Source organism: Nostoc sp. XA010, from assembly GCF_020829625.1.
Taxonomy (GTDB): Bacteria; Cyanobacteriota; Cyanobacteriia; order Cyanobacteriales; family Nostocaceae; genus Nostoc.
The window spans coordinates 343,052-359,118 of sequence record NZ_JAIVFX010000001.1; the positions used below are offsets into that span (position 1 = coordinate 343,052).

Consider the following 16,067-nt stretch of genomic DNA (forward strand, 5'->3'; position numbering starts at 1 on the left):
CTAATTAATACCAATTCTGTATGAAGATGCACATAATCAGTCCCCCTTTTACAAGGGGGGACGGCGTAGCCGGGGGGTAAATATATGCAGCTTCACAAAGAAACGGTATAACCTAGTATAGGTTGGCGGAAAGAAATCTAATATTTTATTACAGCAGAAAGCCAAAAATTAAAGTGTGCGTGACTTTTGGCTTTTGCCTTGCGGTACTAGTAACTGTGGCGAAAGTTTGCTTACCTTTAACAATGGGATTTTGCTCGAAGTCTTGTTAATTTATATGTATAGTACCTAGATTTATGCCGTGTTGTACTAATATATAAAATTCTCTACACCAGACTAAGCATTGTCAAACACTTACTATCTAGCAACTAATGATTGGCTAAATATTAGCTTCAGGCTGTGCCTTGCATTGCTTATTGGAGCAATTATCGGCTTCGAACGCCAAACTAGACGTAAACCAGCCGGTTTAAGAACTCACATGTTGGTGAGTTTAGGTTCAGCCGTGTTTACTCTCATAATTATGCAAACAGATGGGTCACTGTCGAGCCGTGATGCACTTAGCCGCGTGATTCAGGGGATTGCAGCCGGTGTAGGATTTCTCGGTGCTGGAGAAATTGTGCGCCAATCTTCTCAAGAATCACAGCGACTTGAAATTCACGGACTCACATCAGCAGCAGCTATTTGGATTTCGGCTGCTTTAGGAATTGCTGCTGGCTGTGGTTTATGGCAGTTAGCATTAATCGGTGCTTTGCTGACTTTTTTAGTTCTCACCGTTTTTAAAAGGTTAGAAAAACGTGATTAGTCACGGTCGCAACTCTCCGAATTCAAAAGTCAAAATTAATAATCCTCATAAATAAATTTAGTTGCTCTGTATGATGAGTCTATTTCGGTTACAAATGACTAATTTGGGATTATTTCTCCTGCTTTCACAAAAAGAATTTGGGAGGACTTCAGCCACTGAGAATCAAAAGAACCCAAGTGAGTAGTAGTAATTAAAGTCTGAAAGCGGTCTTGAATGGCATCGAGCAATTGATTTTGACGCGATAAATCTAGTTCAGCAAGGACATCATCAAGTAATAGCAATGGTGGCTCTTTAACAACTTCTTCAATTAATTGTAATTCTGCTAATTTTAAGGCTAGAACCAGCGTTCTTTGTTGACCTTGAGAACCGTATTGACGAGCAGGTGTCTGGTTAATAGTTAATTCTATTTCGTCTCGATGGGGGCCGACAAGAGTAGTGCTTTGGTGCATTTCAGCGATCGCTCGCTGCTGGATTTTTGCCAAAAAAGCTTGCTGCACTTCTTCTGGCTGGTTATCCTCTAAAGGAATATTCGGCAGATACTTGATTTGTAGAGCTTCTGTACTGCCGCTAATACTGGCGTGCCAAGCCGTAGCAATGGGAGCTAATCGTTGGATGGCGCGATCGCGTCGTCTAATTACCCTGGTTCCTGTAGTAGCTAACTGTGCATCCCACACCGCCAATTCTGAGTGTAGAGACGTTGCATCTAACGTTTCTACATGGCGTTTTAAAAAGGCATTGCGCTGGCGTAACACATGGTTATACTGCTGCAAAATGTGAGCATAAACTGGTTCAAGTTGAATTAAGAGTGTATCTAACCAGTTGCGGCGACCTTCCGGGCCGCCGCGTACTAGTTCTAAATCGAGGCTAGAAAATTGAACTGCATTGAGAACGCCGAGAAAATCCATTTGACGGCGGATAGATTCACCGTTGAGGGCAACGCTACGGCGACCATTGCGGCGCAGGGTTAAAGTCAGGTCACTAATGCCTGTTTGTCGCTCAAGAGTGGCATTAATTTGGGCTATGGCTTCCCCTTCTTGAACCAAATCGCGATCGCGGGTCATTCGGTGCGATCGCAATGTCGCCAGTAACTCCACCGCCTCCAACAAATTCGACTTTCCTTGAGCGTTATTACCTACCAAGATTGTTTTGGCAGCATTAAACTCAACGTTCTGGTCTTGATAATTGCGAAATTGTCGTAGATTTAGAGTTTTCAGGTACATAAGGAAGAGTTAAGAGTTAGAAGTGAGGAGTTAGGAATTTTAAGTTTTGAATGCAAAATTTTCTTAAACTCATAACTCATAACTCATAACTCCTCACTTTTTCAGACAGCCTTCTTGCCCATAATCCGCAGAAATATCTTCTCCGCTTCAATCCACACAAACATTAAGGCACTGAAGCCAATACAAACTCCCAACTCTTGCAGATTCAGGTAGTGAGTACCAAAGAAATCTCGCAGGGGTGGGACGTAAACTAGCATTAACTGCAAAATCGTGGTGACGACAACAGCCGCTAGTACAAATATATTGGAGAAGGGATTCATCTCGATGGCCAGTCGGTTGTTGGAGCGAATGGCGATCGCATGACCCATTTGGGCGAGACACAAGGTAGTGAATACCATCGTCTTCCAAGCATCCCGATTGCCCTGATACTCAGGGGCATGGGTATGTTGATAAGCCCACCACATTAAGGCAATGCTGATAATGGCAAAAATGATCCCAATGCGAATCATGTAAGAACCCAATCCCCTAGCGAAAATACTTTCGCGGGGACTAAAAGGCGGACGTTGCATCACATCTGGTTCTGGAGGTTCTACAGCTAGTGCCAAAGCTGGTAAACCGTCTGTTACCAAGTTCATCCAGAGAATTTGCAAGGGAGTCAGGGGAACGCCTCCCAAACCAATTAAGGGTGCTGCTGCAATTGTCAAAACTTCGCCAATATTACTGCCCAGAATGTATTTAATAAAGCGGCGAATATTCGTGTAAACAACTCTACCTTCTTTGGTGGCGGTGACAATGGTAGCGAAGTTGTCATCAAGTAATACCATATCGCTGGCTTCTTTACTTACATCAGTGCCAGTAATGCCCATTGCAATACCGATGTCAGCTTGTTTGAGGGCTGGGGCATCGTTAACACCATCGCCTGTCATCGCCACAAATCGACCCCGGCGTTGCAGTGCTTGGACAATTCGCAGTTTGTGTTCTGGGGAAACCCTGGCATAGATGCTTACCAGGTCAACGTTTTGCTCTAATTCCTGGTCAGTCATCCGTTGCAATTCTTGACCTGTGAGAACGCGATCGCCTTCTTTGGCAATTCCCAAATCGGTAGCGATCGCTCGTGCTGTTAATTGGTGGTCGCCAGTAATCATCACTGGGCGAATACCTGCATCTCGACATTCTTGCACAGCCGCCCTTACTTCTGGGCGTGGCGCATCTAGCATTCCCACCAGTCCCAACCATACCAAGCCTTGCTCGGATGTTTCGTCTGAACCTTCTGGTGGAATTTCTGCGAGGGGTTTGTAGGCAAAACCTAACACCCGCAAACCTTTACTCGCCATTTGGTCATTTTCTGCCAAAATTTTCTGGCGTTGTTCTTCAGTTAAGGGGGCTGAACGATTACCCAAATGAATCTGAGTGGAACGTGCCAAGGTTAACTCTGGAGAACCTTTGGTAAACATTAAGTAAGATTCAGATTCGATAAAACTAGCGATCGCTGGGTCAATGCCTCTGGAAGATGCGTCACCTGTAGCGACTCCCTCCACCTGAGAAATTACGCTCATCCGCTTCCGTTCTGAGGAAAAGGGAAACTCCCTAACTCTGGGTAATTTACTGTTCCACTGGTCTTTTTCGATTCCAGTTTTTCCCGCCAGTGTTAACAATGCTCCCTCTGTGGGATCTCCCAAAATCGCCCAATTACCTTGTTCTTTTTGCAACACCGAATCATTACAAATAGCACAGGCGACTGATAACGCTGAGATTTCTGGAGAGTCCTCTAGAGAAATTTTTTGACCATCTAACTGAAAATCCCCTGTGGGAGCATAACCTTCACCAGTGACGTGAAAAGTTTTGTTATTAGTGAAAACCGATTGCACCACCATTTTATTTTGAGTCAGGGTGCCGGTTTTATCAGAACAGATGGTAGTTACAGAACCCAATGTTTCCACTGCGGGAAGTTTGCGAATCAAGGCATTTTGGCGCACCATTCGCTGGGTTCCCAGTGCCAGTGTGACGGTAATTACAGCTGGTAAACCTTCTGGTACCACAGCAACCGCCATACTCAAGGAAATTTCCAAGAGTTCTTGGATGTTTTTAAAACCTTGATCCTTGATCACACCACCGACAACAACGATCGCTACGAGAATTAAAGAACCCGTAACTAGGACGTTACCCAGTTGAGTCATCCGTTGCTGTAACGGCGTAGGCTCACTTTCCACCGACTGCAACATGGTGGCAATTTTGCCCAATTCTGTTGTCATTCCGGTGTTAGTCACCAGAACTTTGCCTCGTCCTTGGACGACTTCGGTTCCTTGAAAGACTGAATTGATGCGATCGCCTAAATCTGTTTCTTCTGGTAATTTTAGTGTTGCCTGTTTGTTGACAGCATGGGCTTCACCCGTCAGCGCCGACTCTCGTATTTGCAAATTAGACTGTTCTATCAAGCGTCCATCTGCGGCTATCTGCATCCCAGCTTCCAGCAGCATGACATCCCCTGGAACTAAGTCTTTGGCTGCTATCTCCACCAGTCTAGTGTCGCGCATCACTCGCACTAAGGGAGAAGTCAGTTTTTTCAGGGCTGCTAGGGCTTTTTCGGCACGACTTTCTTGGACATAGCCGAGTATGCCGTTGAGAATGACAATTGCTAGGATAGCGATCGTATCTTTAAATGGCACTTCACCAGGCTTTAAAGTGCCATTTCGCCAACCCCATAGGTCTATAAGCCCAGAAATGAGAGCTACGCCAATCAGCATCAACAACATAATGTTCTTGAACTGATCCAGCAGAATTTCCCAAGTACTACGGCCAGCAACTTCTTGTAATTCGTTGGGCCCGTACTTTTGCAATCTCTGTTGAATTTCTTGGGGTGTTAAGCCACTGTCTGCATTACTATCGAGCAGGTCTAGTGCTTTATCAACTTCTAAACTATGCCAAACGGCGGCACCTTCAGGCAGAGAATTAGCAGACATCGTGTAGTTCACAGCAAATGGTTACAAAGTTTGATCATAATTTAGCGATGGCAGGAATTCCATCTCCTAAAGTTACAATAAGGCGATCACCCAGTTGTATGGGTGTATCTGTAATTATTAACATTTGTAAATTTTTTCTCTTTTGACATAGTATTATTTCTCACGAAAGAGTTTTTCAGAAGACATTCTACCGATAATTGTAAGTAATAGAGCTTTGAAGCTTTGTTAAAGACCTCATGCCACAATTAATTTTAGGCTGCCATTGCGTTCATTTTCATTTAGCCAATAGCTAGGATGCATGGCATAATTGCATTTCTTCTCTACGAGACGCTACGCGAAGATTTTGAATTTTGCCCAAAGTTGAGCCAGTCGCTTGCGTATTTACCCGCTCAAGCGAACTGGGGTGCCAGTAGGGTTTCCCGACCTAGCAAACTTTTTAAGCTGAATTTTGAATTTTGAATTGTCCAGGCGTGCTAAATCATTGAATAAATATGCTTAATATGAGTTTTACACTCCCCACGATCGCAAGCCAGATGTTTGGGCAAAAGACAATTCGACCGCTTACTGCTGCTACCCTGTGTGGCATTACTTTCATTAAAGATCGGCTGATTGCCATTGACAGTATTAAAGGGCATCTACTAGAAATTGATCCCACCTCTGACAACAGCAAAATTATTAATCCCCATCAAGTTAAAGAATTTACTGATGTCACTGGTCTAGCTGCGTGGGAAGATACCCTGTGGGTGAGCCGAGAAAATAGTGTTTACTTGTGCAATCTCAATGCTTTGGGTCTGGAACATTTTGTGACATTGCCTTATCCTGCTGACGGCGTTGCTGTTTGGGAAACAACAGTTTATGTCAGTTGCCAAAGGCTAGGCTACATTCTGATTTTTGACCGTGAAACGCGAAAAGAAATTACCAGGTTTTATGCCCCAGGTGTTGGGATAGAGAATTTAGCAGTCACCCAGGAAATGCTGTGGATTTGCGATCGCACCGAACAATCAGTTTACGCGATGGATAGGGCGACAGGAGAACTTCAATTTAGTGTGCTGACCCCCTTTGAATGTCCCACAGGCATAGCGATACATAAAAATGCCGAAACAGGCAAAGAAAGTATTTACGTCGCCTACGCCTCAGAGGAAGCTTATATTCGGGACAACCCAAATGCTGATCCAAGTCATGAGCTAACGTTCCGCGATCGCACTTTTATTCACCCCCTGTATTATCATTACGATCCAGATAAGCGCTACGCCCTCTCTAATGGCTATCTGATTGAAATGTCTTATGCTGAAGAAATTGCACCCTTAGACGAGGTTTATTTACCTGATGTCGAATGGCGCATCGCCTTACCATCGGAAACTGAGCGTCAAAAGGTGAAACACGTTGAAGCCATTGGTATACCTTTTACGGAAGAAGTGGTAAAAGGGCAACGTGTAGCAGTGTTTAAATTTGATTCTCTTGCCCCAGGTGAACGGCATATATTTGGCTGGAAAGCACTTTTGGAAGTTCGCGGTATTAAGTATCGCATCACACCTAGAGATGTAGAAGATATACCTAAATTATCTTCAGAATTAGAAACACGCTACCTAGTGGATGACGACGATTTAGCAATGGATACTACCATTGTTCGCCGTGCCGCCAGAGAAGCCATTGGTTCTGAAACCAATGTGCTACGGAAAATGCACAGTATCCGCAACTACGTCTATGATGAGTTGTCCTATGGTATTAAACCTTACATTGACACGCCAGATACAGTTTTAGAACGGGGCGTTGGTTCCTGCGGCGAATATGTCGGCGTTTTACTTGCCCTATCCCGTTTAAATGGCATCCCCTGCCGCACCGTAGGTAGGTATAAATGTCCTCCCCATAGTGACTTAATAGGAGTACCTCTACAACCCGACTTTAATCATGTTTGGTTGGAGTTCTACGTCCCGAATTTTGGTTGGTTACCAATGGAATCAAATCCTGATGATATAGGTGAAGGCGGCCCTTATCCGACGCGCTTTTTTATGGGCTTGTGCTGGTACCACATTGAAATTGGTAAAGGTATCACCTTTGAAACCGTGACAAGTCAAGGTGAGCGGCTAACCAAAGAAGATATTCCCATTGGCGATTTGGCGATAAATCATATCCGGTTCACAATTCTTAAAGAATTACCGCCTTTTTAAATTAGGGCATTGGGCATTGGAAAGAGGCAGAGGGACACAAAGCTTGGAGTAGAGGGGAAAGTAGGTAATTGTTTTATTCTTCCCCCTGCCCCCCACTCTCCACTAGTACAGCACAGCGAAAATAAACATACCATTTCAAATGGCGCAAAAGCTTGGAATACAATTCTTTTAACTTTTGACTTCCGCGTTGCGGTACTAGCTATTAACTCTTAAACTAGGCAATGGATACGATTTATACTGCTTAAAATCAGCAAATTCACAGATTGAGTTAAATGGACAAAAGCGGCAGTGAGAGCCAGGATTGGGAGGAAAAATTTTACTGAAATTACTACTTTCTTCCTGATATTTTTGCAAATCGTGCTGGTGCTTGTGGGCAATATTAGCTAACTCAAATTTTATGTATTCTAATTCACTATTATTAATGCTAATTAACTCAGACTTTTTACATATTTCTAAATTATAAAATGATGCAACGGCTTCCCGTCCAGGGTAAAGATAACGAGCAGCTACCAAATACACTAATGCCTGTCGTCGGTCAAAAGCCGACTTACCAGTTTTGAAATCTAAAATATGTAAAGTGCTATCAGACTCAATGAAAACGCAATCCATAGCCGCATATAATCGAAAGCAATAATCTTCTTGTTCCACTACTATCGGTTTAGGAAAGCCTTCATCACCCGGAGTTAATTGGATAATATCTTTATCCAAAAGCAACGGCGCATCATGATATTTTTTGAGAATTTGCAGCACGCGTTGCTGGACTTGATCGCTTGAGTTGCCTAATTTAAGTAGCTGTGCAACTCTTTCTACACCATCGGCTTGCTTCAACAGATACCTGTGATGATGAAACTCATAAATGCCTTTTTGGGCGAGTATGCCAATCCTCTGGGGCGCGGTGGCTTGCCCTAAAAGCGCTTTGACTTGTGGTTCGTGTTGCCGTGCTTTGATAAACCCCCGTCTCATCTGGCAATGCCAGCGTTCTTGCCCAGTCGCTGGGGCAACTAGAGACCAAAGGTGATAACTGGCAAAAGGTCGATCGGGGGTTGACATTGCTCAGAAACAGTGAGAGAAAATACGGTGGGGAGAAGTTTAAACTAAGGCTTGCTTAGAAAAGAACTTCGGAGGATAGTTGCTGCTACACGCGCTTTGCGGGAAGCTTTTATAGTACTGATAATGTACGGGAGCAAGTAGCAAAAATGTCCAGCAAGATAAAATTTGGTACTGATGGATGGCGAGGAATTATTGCTGATGACTTTACTTTCCCCAATGTGCGGAAAGTAACAAGAGCAATAGCCACTTACCTGGATACAGCCTACAAAAAAGATAGACCAGTACTTATTGCCTACGATACTCGCTTTTTAGCTGACCAGTTTGCCCAAACATCGGCCCAAGTTTTGGCAGACTTAGGTTGGACTGTGAAAATTACTAATCGGGATTGCCCTACACCAGTAATTGCCTACAACGCCCGTCATCTAAATTCTGCTGGGGCATTAATGTTTACTGCTAGTCATAATCCAGCACCCTACTGTGGAATTAAATATATACCTGATTATGCTGGGCCTGCCACTCCAGAGATTACTGATATTATTGTGGCAAATATAGAAAGTGCATCGGATGAGTTGCCTGGGAGCAACCCATTAGGTTCAATTTCAATTTTCGATCCGAAACCAGATTACCTGCAATTTATCTACACTCTACTTGATATAGAAAAAATTAAAAGCGCTAATTTAAAGGTAAAGTACGATGCTTTGTATTCTACCTCTCGTGGCTATTTAGATGAAGTTTTGCAACATAGTGGCGTTCAGTTAGAAAGTTTCCACGATTGGAGGGATGTTTTATTTGGGGGTGGAATGCCAGAACCCAAAGGAGAACAATTAGTTGAGTTAGTACAAGCAGTAGTTCGCGATCGCGCTGATTTGGGTTTGGCGACGGATGGAGATAGCGATCGCTTTGGTATCGTCGATGAACAAGGAACCGTCCTGACTCCTAATACTGTGCTGTTAGTTCTAGCACGTCATTTAATCAGAAATAAAGGTAAAACTGGCGCGATAGTCCGCACTGTGGCGACAACGCACCTGCTGGATAATTTCGCGGCTAAAAATGGGCTGCAAATTTACGAAACACCAGTTGGTTTTAAATACATCGGCGAAAAAATGCGGGAAACTGCCGTGTTAATTGGTGGAGAAGAATCAGGCGGTTTGAGTATTATCGGGCATATTCCCGAAAAAGACGGAGTATTGGCCAATATGCTGGTGGCAGAAGCGATCGCCTATGAAGGTAAACCTCTGAGTCAACTTGTCAAAGAAGCGATCACTGAAGCCGATGGCCCACTTTACAACAACCGCCTAGACTTGCACCTCACAGAGGTGCATAAAATCGCCGTCATCGACTCATTTACTAGAAATCCACCAACAGAGGTAGCAGGAATTAAAGTCAAGTCAGTGGGGCGTAAAGATGGTATTAAGCTCTATTTAGAAGAGGGTAGCTGGGTTTTACTGCGTCCTTCCGGTACAGAACCACTGGTGCGCGTCTATCTAGAAACCAACACTCCCGAAAAACTTACCCAAATCGCCCAAGAGTTAGAGAGTGTCATTGCTAAACTAGAGGCTGTAGCAGTTTAATCAGTCAGAACTAGGAGTTAAGAGTTATAAGTTAAGAATTATTAGCTCCTAACTTTTAACTTTTATCAAACTATGAAAATCGCTCCTTTTTTGACATCTTTAGTTTTAGCAGTTTGGGTAATCGCGATCGCAATTATTTCAGTTCAAAATGCCACACCCGTATCGTTAAAATTCTTAACATTCCAATCGATTCAAATACCAATGGGTTTAGTGCTGGCTTTTAGTGCCTGTGTAGGGTTAATTGGCATGGCACTGCTGCAACCTCTCTGGGGGCTTGCTGGTATTGGACAGGGTAATTCTCGATTAGAAGACGATGCGGAGTTTTTTGTTGATGATGAAGATTTTTGAGGTTTGATAGCTGTGCAGTATCAAAACATTATTACAATTGAACCAGGAAAACGAGGTGGTAAACCTTGTATTCGAGGAATGCGAATTACTGTATACGATGTTTTATCTTATCTTGCCTCTGGCATGACCTACGAGGAATTGCTTGATGACTTTCCTTATTTGACACAAGAAGATATTTTGGCTTGCCTAAGCTATGCGGCTGATCGAGAACGGCAAATGCTAACAATGCAAGCATGAAGTTATTGTTTGACCATAACTTATCACCTCGGTTAGTTGATCGACTAGCTGATATGTACCCAAACTCTCAGCATCTTTTTCTTATAAGCTTAGATCAAGCAGATGATCTAACTGTTTGGGAGTATGCCTGACAAAGTGGATTTACTGTTGTCACCAGAGAGGCTGATTTTAATGAGTTGAGCATTTTGCGAGGATTTCCTCCGAAAGTGATTTGGATTCGTTATGGCAATTGTTCAACCAGACAGATTGAAGAGATTTTGCGATCGCATGTAGAGGATATCCAAGCTTTTGACAAAAATCCAGATTTGGGAGTTTTGACATTGTATTAGATTTGAAAATTATGGAAGCTGAGTATGATTTTAGCCAGGGCAAGCGGGGAGCGATTGAATCAACACCAACAGGCAAAACTCGAATTACAATTCGCCTAGATGATGAAGTACTAGCATGGTTTCGTGACCAAGTTCACGCAGCAGGTGGGGGAAATTACCAAACTTTGATTAACGATGCCTTGCGTGAGTACATTCAGCAGCGCTGTGAACCGTTAGAAGAGACATTACGGCGAGTATTGCGAGAGGAACTTGAGCGCATTGGAAAATGAGGACATATTGGCTTGCCTAAGCTATGCGGCTGATCGATAAAGGCTATGAGCGCAACTTATAAACTAGATTTTAACTTGTGGATTGAACAGACAGCCCAACTATTGCGATCGCATCGCTGGCATGAAGTTGATGTAGAACATCTGATTGAAGAGGTTGAAGGCTTGGGCAAAAGTGAACGGCGAGGTATTGCCAGTCAACTAACTCGCTTACTGCTGCATTTGCTCAAGTGGCAATATCAACCCCAGCGTCGCTCAGATAGTTGGCTCGATTCCATCACCGATTCTCGCACCCAAATTGAGTTAGCTATACTCGATAGTCCTAGTCTTAAGAGCTATCCTACAGAGCAACTTGAGGAAAGTTATCACAGGGCGTGTCGGCAAGCAGCCAAGCAAACGGGGATACTTATATCCGTGTTTCCAGAAGAGTGCCCATATTCTGTAGAGTTAGTGTTAGATGAAGACTGGCTACCAGAAGCAAGCGATATTTAATAACTGTAATTGTGACTGTGTGGTTAGTAGCGCATTACGCAGCCACTTAATATACACTGGTGAGTCTTGCAAAAGTCGCTTTTACTTCTTCATCATCGGCAAAGTCTCCAGTATTCGCTTCAGCAATTCCCTTTTGAATTTCCTCAATTTGCCACTGATACATCTCTAGATAAGTGGCTACCGCTTCATTAAGTATGTGGCTGCGATCGCACTTACAATGAATTGCGATCGCATCAAGTGCAGCCTTGCGATCGCTATCTATCCGAAACGTAATATTTTCTTGGCTCATCGTGCCGTCAAATTAAGTTGGATTGCATAGTTTTATTATTGCAATTGTCTTGCTGTTTTTGGGAATGATAGTTCTAGATTGACAGTATAATTCAGGACTACAGAGGATCTATAAGTAATGCAAGCCTCAGAAATTAAGTTGCAACAAATTATTGAAGGAACAAAGCAGTACGTTGTTCCCCTGTTTCAGCGAGCCTACAGTTGGAAAAAATCTGAGTGGCAGGCATTGTGGAATGATCTTGTAGAACTCTGTGCAATGGATAATCCCCGTCCTCACTTCATGGGTTCCATTGTCACTATGCCAACTACATCTGTACCTGAAGGAGTAAGCAAATATCTTTTGATTGACGGGCAACAACGCTTAACGACAGTTTTTATTCTTCTTTCCGCTTTGCGGGATAAAGCCAAGCAGTCTGCGGAACAACTAGCGGCAGAAATTGACAATACTATTCTCGTTAACCCATACAAGAAAGACCTAGATTACTACAAATTACAGCCTACACAGATAGATCGTGAAGCATTTTATCGCATCATCAATTTTCAATCACAGATTGATGGAAGTAGTATTTCAGAATGTTATTCTTTCTTTGAAAATAAAATTCGACAGAGTGGATTAGAATTTCAAAAAATCAAACAGGTTCTCTGTAGTAACTTTTCACTTGTAAGTGTTGTACTCAGTACAGATGATGATCCCCACCTAGTTTTTGAAAGTCTTAATGCTAAAGGGAGACCTCTAAGCCAAGCAGACCTGATTCGTAACTATTTCTTTATGAGAATTCACACGGATAGTCAGGAATCTGTCTATGTTCAGTACTGGCTGCCTATGCAGGAACTTTTGGGAGAAAACTTGACAGAATTTATTCGTCACTACCTGACAAAAAGTGGTGTGGATGTAAAGCAGAGTGAAATTTATTTTGAAATAAAAGAGCGAATTAACAAAAGTGATCCAGTATCGTATCTTAAGGATTTACATATATTTGCCCAATACTATGTAAGGCTTTTGAATCCAGAGCGAGAAAAAAACGAGAAGGTGCGTAAGTATTTCAATCGCCTCAATCGCTTGGAAGTTGCAACTGTTTATCCATTTATTCTGAACTGCTACGATGATTGGATGCAAGCCAGAATCACAGAATACGAATTTATTTCTGTTCTCCAAATTATCGAAAACTTTATCCTTCGTCGCTTTGTTTGCAATATTCAAACAAGAGGATTGAATAGAATATTTGCATTACTTTACTCACAAGTTAGTAAAGATACCAGTCTGGCTTCCGATAATTTTGTAGGGCGATTTAAGTTGGCTCTTCAGAGTCGTGACTATCCGAAGGACGTAGAATTTAGAGCTAGATTAATGGACGTGAAGCTATACGGTAGTAATCGTTCTGAGAAAGCAAAGCTCATTCTTGAATCAATTGAGGAATCTTTCAAACATAAGGAGCAGGTATCTTTTGATGGGCTTTCTATTGAGCACGTCATGCCACAAACTTTGAATGAATGGTGGAAAGAGCATTTAGGAGAAAATTGGGCTGTAACTCATGAATTACTTCGTCATTCTCTGGGAAATCTAACACTTACAGCCTATAATTCAGAGCTTTCTAACGATGAGTTTACATCTAAGTGCATTCACTTTCAAAATAGTCATTTGGAATTGAATAAGTATTTCTACAATAGAGAGTCTTGGCAAAGAGAGGATATTGAAGCACGGGCAGCATATCTTGCTGAACGTGCTTTGCAGATTTGGAACTACTTTGGTAACGAGTTAGCACAGTTGTCTCAACCTAGTATCCTGACTGGTACTATTCCCAAACGACTTCATCTATTTGGTCAAGAGTATTCTGTAAAAAGCTGGCGGGATGTCCTGGAAATGACCATGAATCTGCTTGCTGATTTGGAGCCTGAGCGATTCCAAGACATTATGCAGCAGTTTCCTCGCTTTGTAGGATTGGATGAAAAAGACTTTCGTAACACCCGAAAACTTCACAATGGAGCTTTCATTGAGGTCAACTTATCAGCAAAAGATATTGACGCATTCTGTCGAAAGGCAATAGAAACAGCAGAACTATCAGTCGAAGAATGGCAGATTGAGACAGTGAATTCACCTTGAAAAAGCATTAGACAGGACTAAAGGCTAAAACTTCAATGCAATGGACAAGCGATCGCACATCACTGTAAATTGATTTGAAGTAAGGAAACCCAACAATTACTGAGCATCAATCCAAATTTTCATGCTGTCAATCGAGGAAAGTCAGTTCGCCGTGCTGCAAACAATAGACAGGCTTGGATATCTTCGAGTTCAAGATCGGGAAAATCCTCTAAAATCTCAGAAACACTGACATTCTCAGCCAACATTTCTAAAATGTCACTCACACGAATCCTCATGCCTCGAATACAAGGACGACCACCACACTGACCAGGAGTTTGAGTAATGTGAGTCAACAAATCAACCCTTGAGTTCATGCAAGTATTTTAATATCAGGTACTTTTATTTAACTCTAATTCTGCGATCGCAATTATCCCAGCCTAGCATCTTAGTGTACCAACAGGGGAATCGCTGTTATCGCAGACTAACCCAACAGCAAGCTAACTTGGGCAATTTTAGGTTAGTTGTAGCTTTAAGTAATCAATGAAATCCAGAATTTCTGTATCAGTGAGTTGTAGACGGGATCGCTTGCCATATTTTTGCTGCAAATACTCCCTTCCCTGCTCTGGAGTCCAATTTAATTGGGCTAAATATGTGTCACTTTGAGCTATCAAAACTGCATGAATTTCTGATGACCTTGTATTGGCAGATATTTGGATTTCATCTTGATGTAAATTTTGAATACAATTAATTTTTAAACCTACTTTTTGTCCTAAAGCTTGCCAGTCAATTTCCCTGTGTCCATTCCATATAACACCTATAGAACGATAAGTCACTGGATTATAAATTGCACAAAATACAATTGTTCTCTCTCCAGGACTAACTGCGATCGTAAGTGGATGAGCCAATTGTTCAGAAGTCAAGGCATCAAGTGAAAGCAACAAACTTTTAGAAAAGTAAGATTCACTTCCTGAGCGGATAACATAAGGTTTGTCTGCCAGAATATGCAAATCAGTTTTTTCTGCTTCTCCATGTGAAGTTTCCACTTTTTTATTAACTTCTATCCCTGTTATCACCCCAGTCAAGGCTCTCTCATAAATTGGGATTTGTCTTGTATCGTCGGATAGCATATACCAGCAGTGATCGGATTCTTTGCTGATAAAGACATATTGAGGTTTTGGGACTGCTCCAAATCCTAATTTAACTTCCATATTTCTGATGCAGGCTTTGGTAAATATATTTATTGAGCAACCAGCTTTTACGATTTGTACCGTCAAGTTATTAGTTGCTTTATAAATATAATTCCCTAGCCAGGAAGCTAATTAACATTAAGGCAGCAAAAAATACAAAATCTGCTGAATCTATAACAAACTTTCTGGATCAACACCAAGCGCATTCAACCTTTCAATTAACATTTTCACCTGTTGTTCTGCTTCCACCCGTCGCTGTTCTTCAAAAGCTGTGCGTTCTTCCGCTTCCCTGATGCGTTCTTCTGGTGTCAGCAATTTTTGCCCTTCCTCGTCATACCAGTACAGCCACTCCCGCACTATACCTTGATAAATTCCCCGTTCTCGCCCAATTCCTAAACCAATCTCTGGTAGCCAAACGGGATTTCCTGACATTAAGATATATTCCCCATCAACTAGGCGATACACTTCCAAAGGCGGCTTTTTCCGCCGAAGGGGACTATACACAACGTAGTATAAAATTCCTAATTCTTTTGCATAAAATTCTTTCTTGGTGCTATATTCTTCACGATATATTTGGGAAACAACTTCTAGCGCTAAGATTGGCTGCTTCTTTTCTTCCCACAACACATAACTTAGACGCAAATCCTCATCAATGAAGCGTTTAACTCCTAAGCTGAGAAACCCATCAGGGACAATGGCTGGTTTGTCTGCGTCAAAATAAATACCCATGTCAACACCAAAGAACCAATCCCAACGATCGCACCAAACCAAAGCCAGTGTCGTTTTCAGCAAGCCGGGAATTAAATTTTGAAGTTCATTATCCACAGCAGTATCATCTGAGTCGGCTAATTCTTCGGAAGATGGCAAACAATGCAGTGGATTGTAGTTTAACATGAGCGGTTTTGCCAAATATGATTCTAGATAGATTGTACGTAATCTATTGATGTGCGATCGCAGCACGAGAATAAAGAACCATTTTTAGTGTAAAGGTAGCCCGTGCTAGACATCGCCTGTGCATTTTTCTCAGTATTCACAGACTTGTGATTGCAAAATTTTACATTAAATTCATGCT

At 42.3% G+C, this 16,067-nt stretch carries 15 protein-coding genes and 1 pseudogene; 9 read left to right on the top strand and 7 right to left on the bottom strand.

The window, feature by feature from the left end:
• The first annotated feature begins 340 nt into the window (after positions 1 to 340).
• Entirely contained in the window at positions 341 to 799 is a 459-nt protein-coding gene (locus LC608_RS01465) for an MgtC/SapB family protein (protein ID WP_229551834.1), read from the top strand.
• A gap of 98 nt (positions 800 to 897) precedes the next feature.
• On the opposite strand, the gene recF is transcribed toward LC608_RS01465, so the two are convergent.
• Positions 898 to 2,019: a DNA replication/repair protein RecF gene (gene recF, locus LC608_RS01470; RefSeq protein ID WP_229551835.1), complete on the bottom strand. Its 1,122-nt coding sequence runs from the start codon at positions 2,017 to 2,019 to the stop codon at positions 898 to 900.
• A 101-nt stretch (positions 2,020 to 2,120) separates the two neighbouring features.
• A complete protein-coding gene (locus tag LC608_RS01475; protein ID WP_229551836.1) occupies positions 2,121 to 4,979 on the bottom strand; it encodes a cation-translocating P-type ATPase in 2,859 nt (952 codons plus the stop codon).
• Positions 4,980 to 5,470: 491 nt separating this feature from the next.
• Here LC608_RS01475 and LC608_RS01480 point away from each other — a divergent pair, with 491 nt between their 5' ends.
• Positions 5,471 to 7,147, top strand: coding sequence for a transglutaminase family protein (locus LC608_RS01480; protein WP_229551837.1), 1,677 nt, complete (start codon positions 5,471 to 5,473; stop codon positions 7,145 to 7,147).
• Positions 7,148 to 7,342: 195 nt separating this feature from the next.
• Here LC608_RS01480 and LC608_RS01485 read toward each other — a convergent pair whose 3' ends face one another.
• The gene (locus LC608_RS01485; protein ID WP_229551838.1) at positions 7,343 to 8,197 is read right to left on the bottom strand and encodes a PD-(D/E)XK nuclease family protein; all 855 of its coding nucleotides are present in this window, start codon (positions 8,195 to 8,197) and stop codon (positions 7,343 to 7,345) included.
• 146 nt (positions 8,198 to 8,343) lie between these two features.
• On the opposite strand from LC608_RS01485, the gene LC608_RS01490 reads away from it, so the two are divergent.
• The 6 genes and pseudogenes from LC608_RS01490 (at position 8,344) to LC608_RS01520 (ending at position 11,440) form a co-directional block, all read left to right on the top strand.
• Complete coding sequence (locus LC608_RS01490; RefSeq protein ID WP_229551839.1) at positions 8,344 to 9,768, top strand: phosphoglucomutase/phosphomannomutase family protein; 1,425 nt, start codon at positions 8,344 to 8,346, stop codon at positions 9,766 to 9,768.
• 72 nt (positions 9,769 to 9,840) lie between these two features.
• A complete protein-coding gene (locus LC608_RS01495) occupies positions 9,841 to 10,116 on the top strand; it encodes a LapA family protein (protein WP_100901829.1) in 276 nt (91 codons plus the stop codon).
• Between the two features lie 12 nt (positions 10,117 to 10,128).
• Positions 10,129 to 10,353 (top strand): DUF433 domain-containing protein, encoded by a 225-nt coding sequence (locus LC608_RS01500; RefSeq protein WP_012412401.1) that lies wholly within the window; start codon positions 10,129 to 10,131, stop codon positions 10,351 to 10,353.
• 53 nt (positions 10,354 to 10,406) lie between these two features.
• Positions 10,407 to 10,682, top strand: a pseudogene (locus tag LC608_RS37445) (DUF5615 family PIN-like protein).
• 11 nt (positions 10,683 to 10,693) lie between these two features.
• A complete protein-coding gene (locus LC608_RS01515) occupies positions 10,694 to 10,951 on the top strand; it encodes a BrnA antitoxin family protein (RefSeq protein ID WP_229551840.1) in 258 nt (85 codons plus the stop codon).
• Between the two features lie 45 nt (positions 10,952 to 10,996).
• Complete coding sequence (locus LC608_RS01520; protein ID WP_229551841.1) at positions 10,997 to 11,440, top strand: DUF29 domain-containing protein; 444 nt, start codon at positions 10,997 to 10,999, stop codon at positions 11,438 to 11,440.
• Between the two features lie 46 nt (positions 11,441 to 11,486).
• On the opposite strand, the gene LC608_RS01525 is transcribed toward LC608_RS01520, so the two are convergent.
• A complete protein-coding gene (locus LC608_RS01525) occupies positions 11,487 to 11,729 on the bottom strand; it encodes a CopG family ribbon-helix-helix protein (RefSeq protein ID WP_229551842.1) in 243 nt (80 codons plus the stop codon).
• 117 nt (positions 11,730 to 11,846) lie between these two features.
• Here LC608_RS01525 and LC608_RS01530 point away from each other — a divergent pair, with 117 nt between their 5' ends.
• Entirely contained in the window at positions 11,847 to 13,829 is a 1,983-nt protein-coding gene (locus tag LC608_RS01530; RefSeq protein WP_229551843.1) for a DUF262 domain-containing protein, read from the top strand.
• A 119-nt stretch (positions 13,830 to 13,948) separates the two neighbouring features.
• Here LC608_RS01530 and LC608_RS01535 read toward each other — a convergent pair whose 3' ends face one another.
• The 3 genes from LC608_RS01535 to LC608_RS01545 form a co-directional block, all read right to left on the bottom strand.
• Complete coding sequence (locus LC608_RS01535) at positions 13,949 to 14,182, bottom strand: DUF433 domain-containing protein (RefSeq protein WP_229551844.1); 234 nt, start codon at positions 14,180 to 14,182, stop codon at positions 13,949 to 13,951.
• 138 nt (positions 14,183 to 14,320) lie between these two features.
• Positions 14,321 to 15,016 (bottom strand): hypothetical protein, encoded by a 696-nt coding sequence (locus LC608_RS01540; RefSeq protein ID WP_229551845.1) that lies wholly within the window; start codon positions 15,014 to 15,016, stop codon positions 14,321 to 14,323.
• A 150-nt stretch (positions 15,017 to 15,166) separates the two neighbouring features.
• Entirely contained in the window at positions 15,167 to 15,889 is a 723-nt protein-coding gene (locus LC608_RS01545; protein WP_229551846.1) for a Uma2 family endonuclease, read from the bottom strand.
• Positions 15,890 to 16,067: the final 178 nt, after the last annotated feature.

Excerpts from the sequence above, each read along its gene's own strand:
- recF (WP_229551835.1), bottom strand. The coding sequence starts at position 2,019 with ATGTACCTGAAAACTCTAAATCTACGACAATTTCGCAATTATCAAGAC.
- LC608_RS01475 (WP_229551836.1), bottom strand. The coding sequence starts at position 4,979 with ATGTCTGCTAATTCTCTGCCTGAAGGTGCCGCCGTTTGGCATAGTTTA.
- LC608_RS01480 (WP_229551837.1), top strand. The coding sequence starts at position 5,471 with ATGCTTAATATGAGTTTTACACTCCCCACGATCGCAAGCCAGATGTTT.
- LC608_RS01485 (WP_229551838.1), bottom strand. The coding sequence starts at position 8,197 with ATGTCAACCCCCGATCGACCTTTTGCCAGTTATCACCTTTGGTCTCTA.
- LC608_RS01490 (WP_229551839.1), top strand. The coding sequence starts at position 8,344 with ATGTCCAGCAAGATAAAATTTGGTACTGATGGATGGCGAGGAATTATT.
- LC608_RS01495 (WP_100901829.1), top strand. The coding sequence starts at position 9,841 with ATGAAAATCGCTCCTTTTTTGACATCTTTAGTTTTAGCAGTTTGGGTA.
- LC608_RS01515 (WP_229551840.1), top strand. The coding sequence starts at position 10,694 with ATGGAAGCTGAGTATGATTTTAGCCAGGGCAAGCGGGGAGCGATTGAA.
- LC608_RS01520 (WP_229551841.1), top strand. The coding sequence starts at position 10,997 with ATGAGCGCAACTTATAAACTAGATTTTAACTTGTGGATTGAACAGACA.
- LC608_RS01525 (WP_229551842.1), bottom strand. The coding sequence starts at position 11,729 with ATGAGCCAAGAAAATATTACGTTTCGGATAGATAGCGATCGCAAGGCT.
- LC608_RS01530 (WP_229551843.1), top strand. The coding sequence starts at position 11,847 with ATGCAAGCCTCAGAAATTAAGTTGCAACAAATTATTGAAGGAACAAAG.
- LC608_RS01535 (WP_229551844.1), bottom strand. The coding sequence starts at position 14,182 with ATGAACTCAAGGGTTGATTTGTTGACTCACATTACTCAAACTCCTGGT.
- LC608_RS01540 (WP_229551845.1), bottom strand. The coding sequence starts at position 15,016 with ATGGAAGTTAAATTAGGATTTGGAGCAGTCCCAAAACCTCAATATGTC.
- LC608_RS01545 (WP_229551846.1), bottom strand. The coding sequence starts at position 15,889 with ATGTTAAACTACAATCCACTGCATTGTTTGCCATCTTCCGAAGAATTA.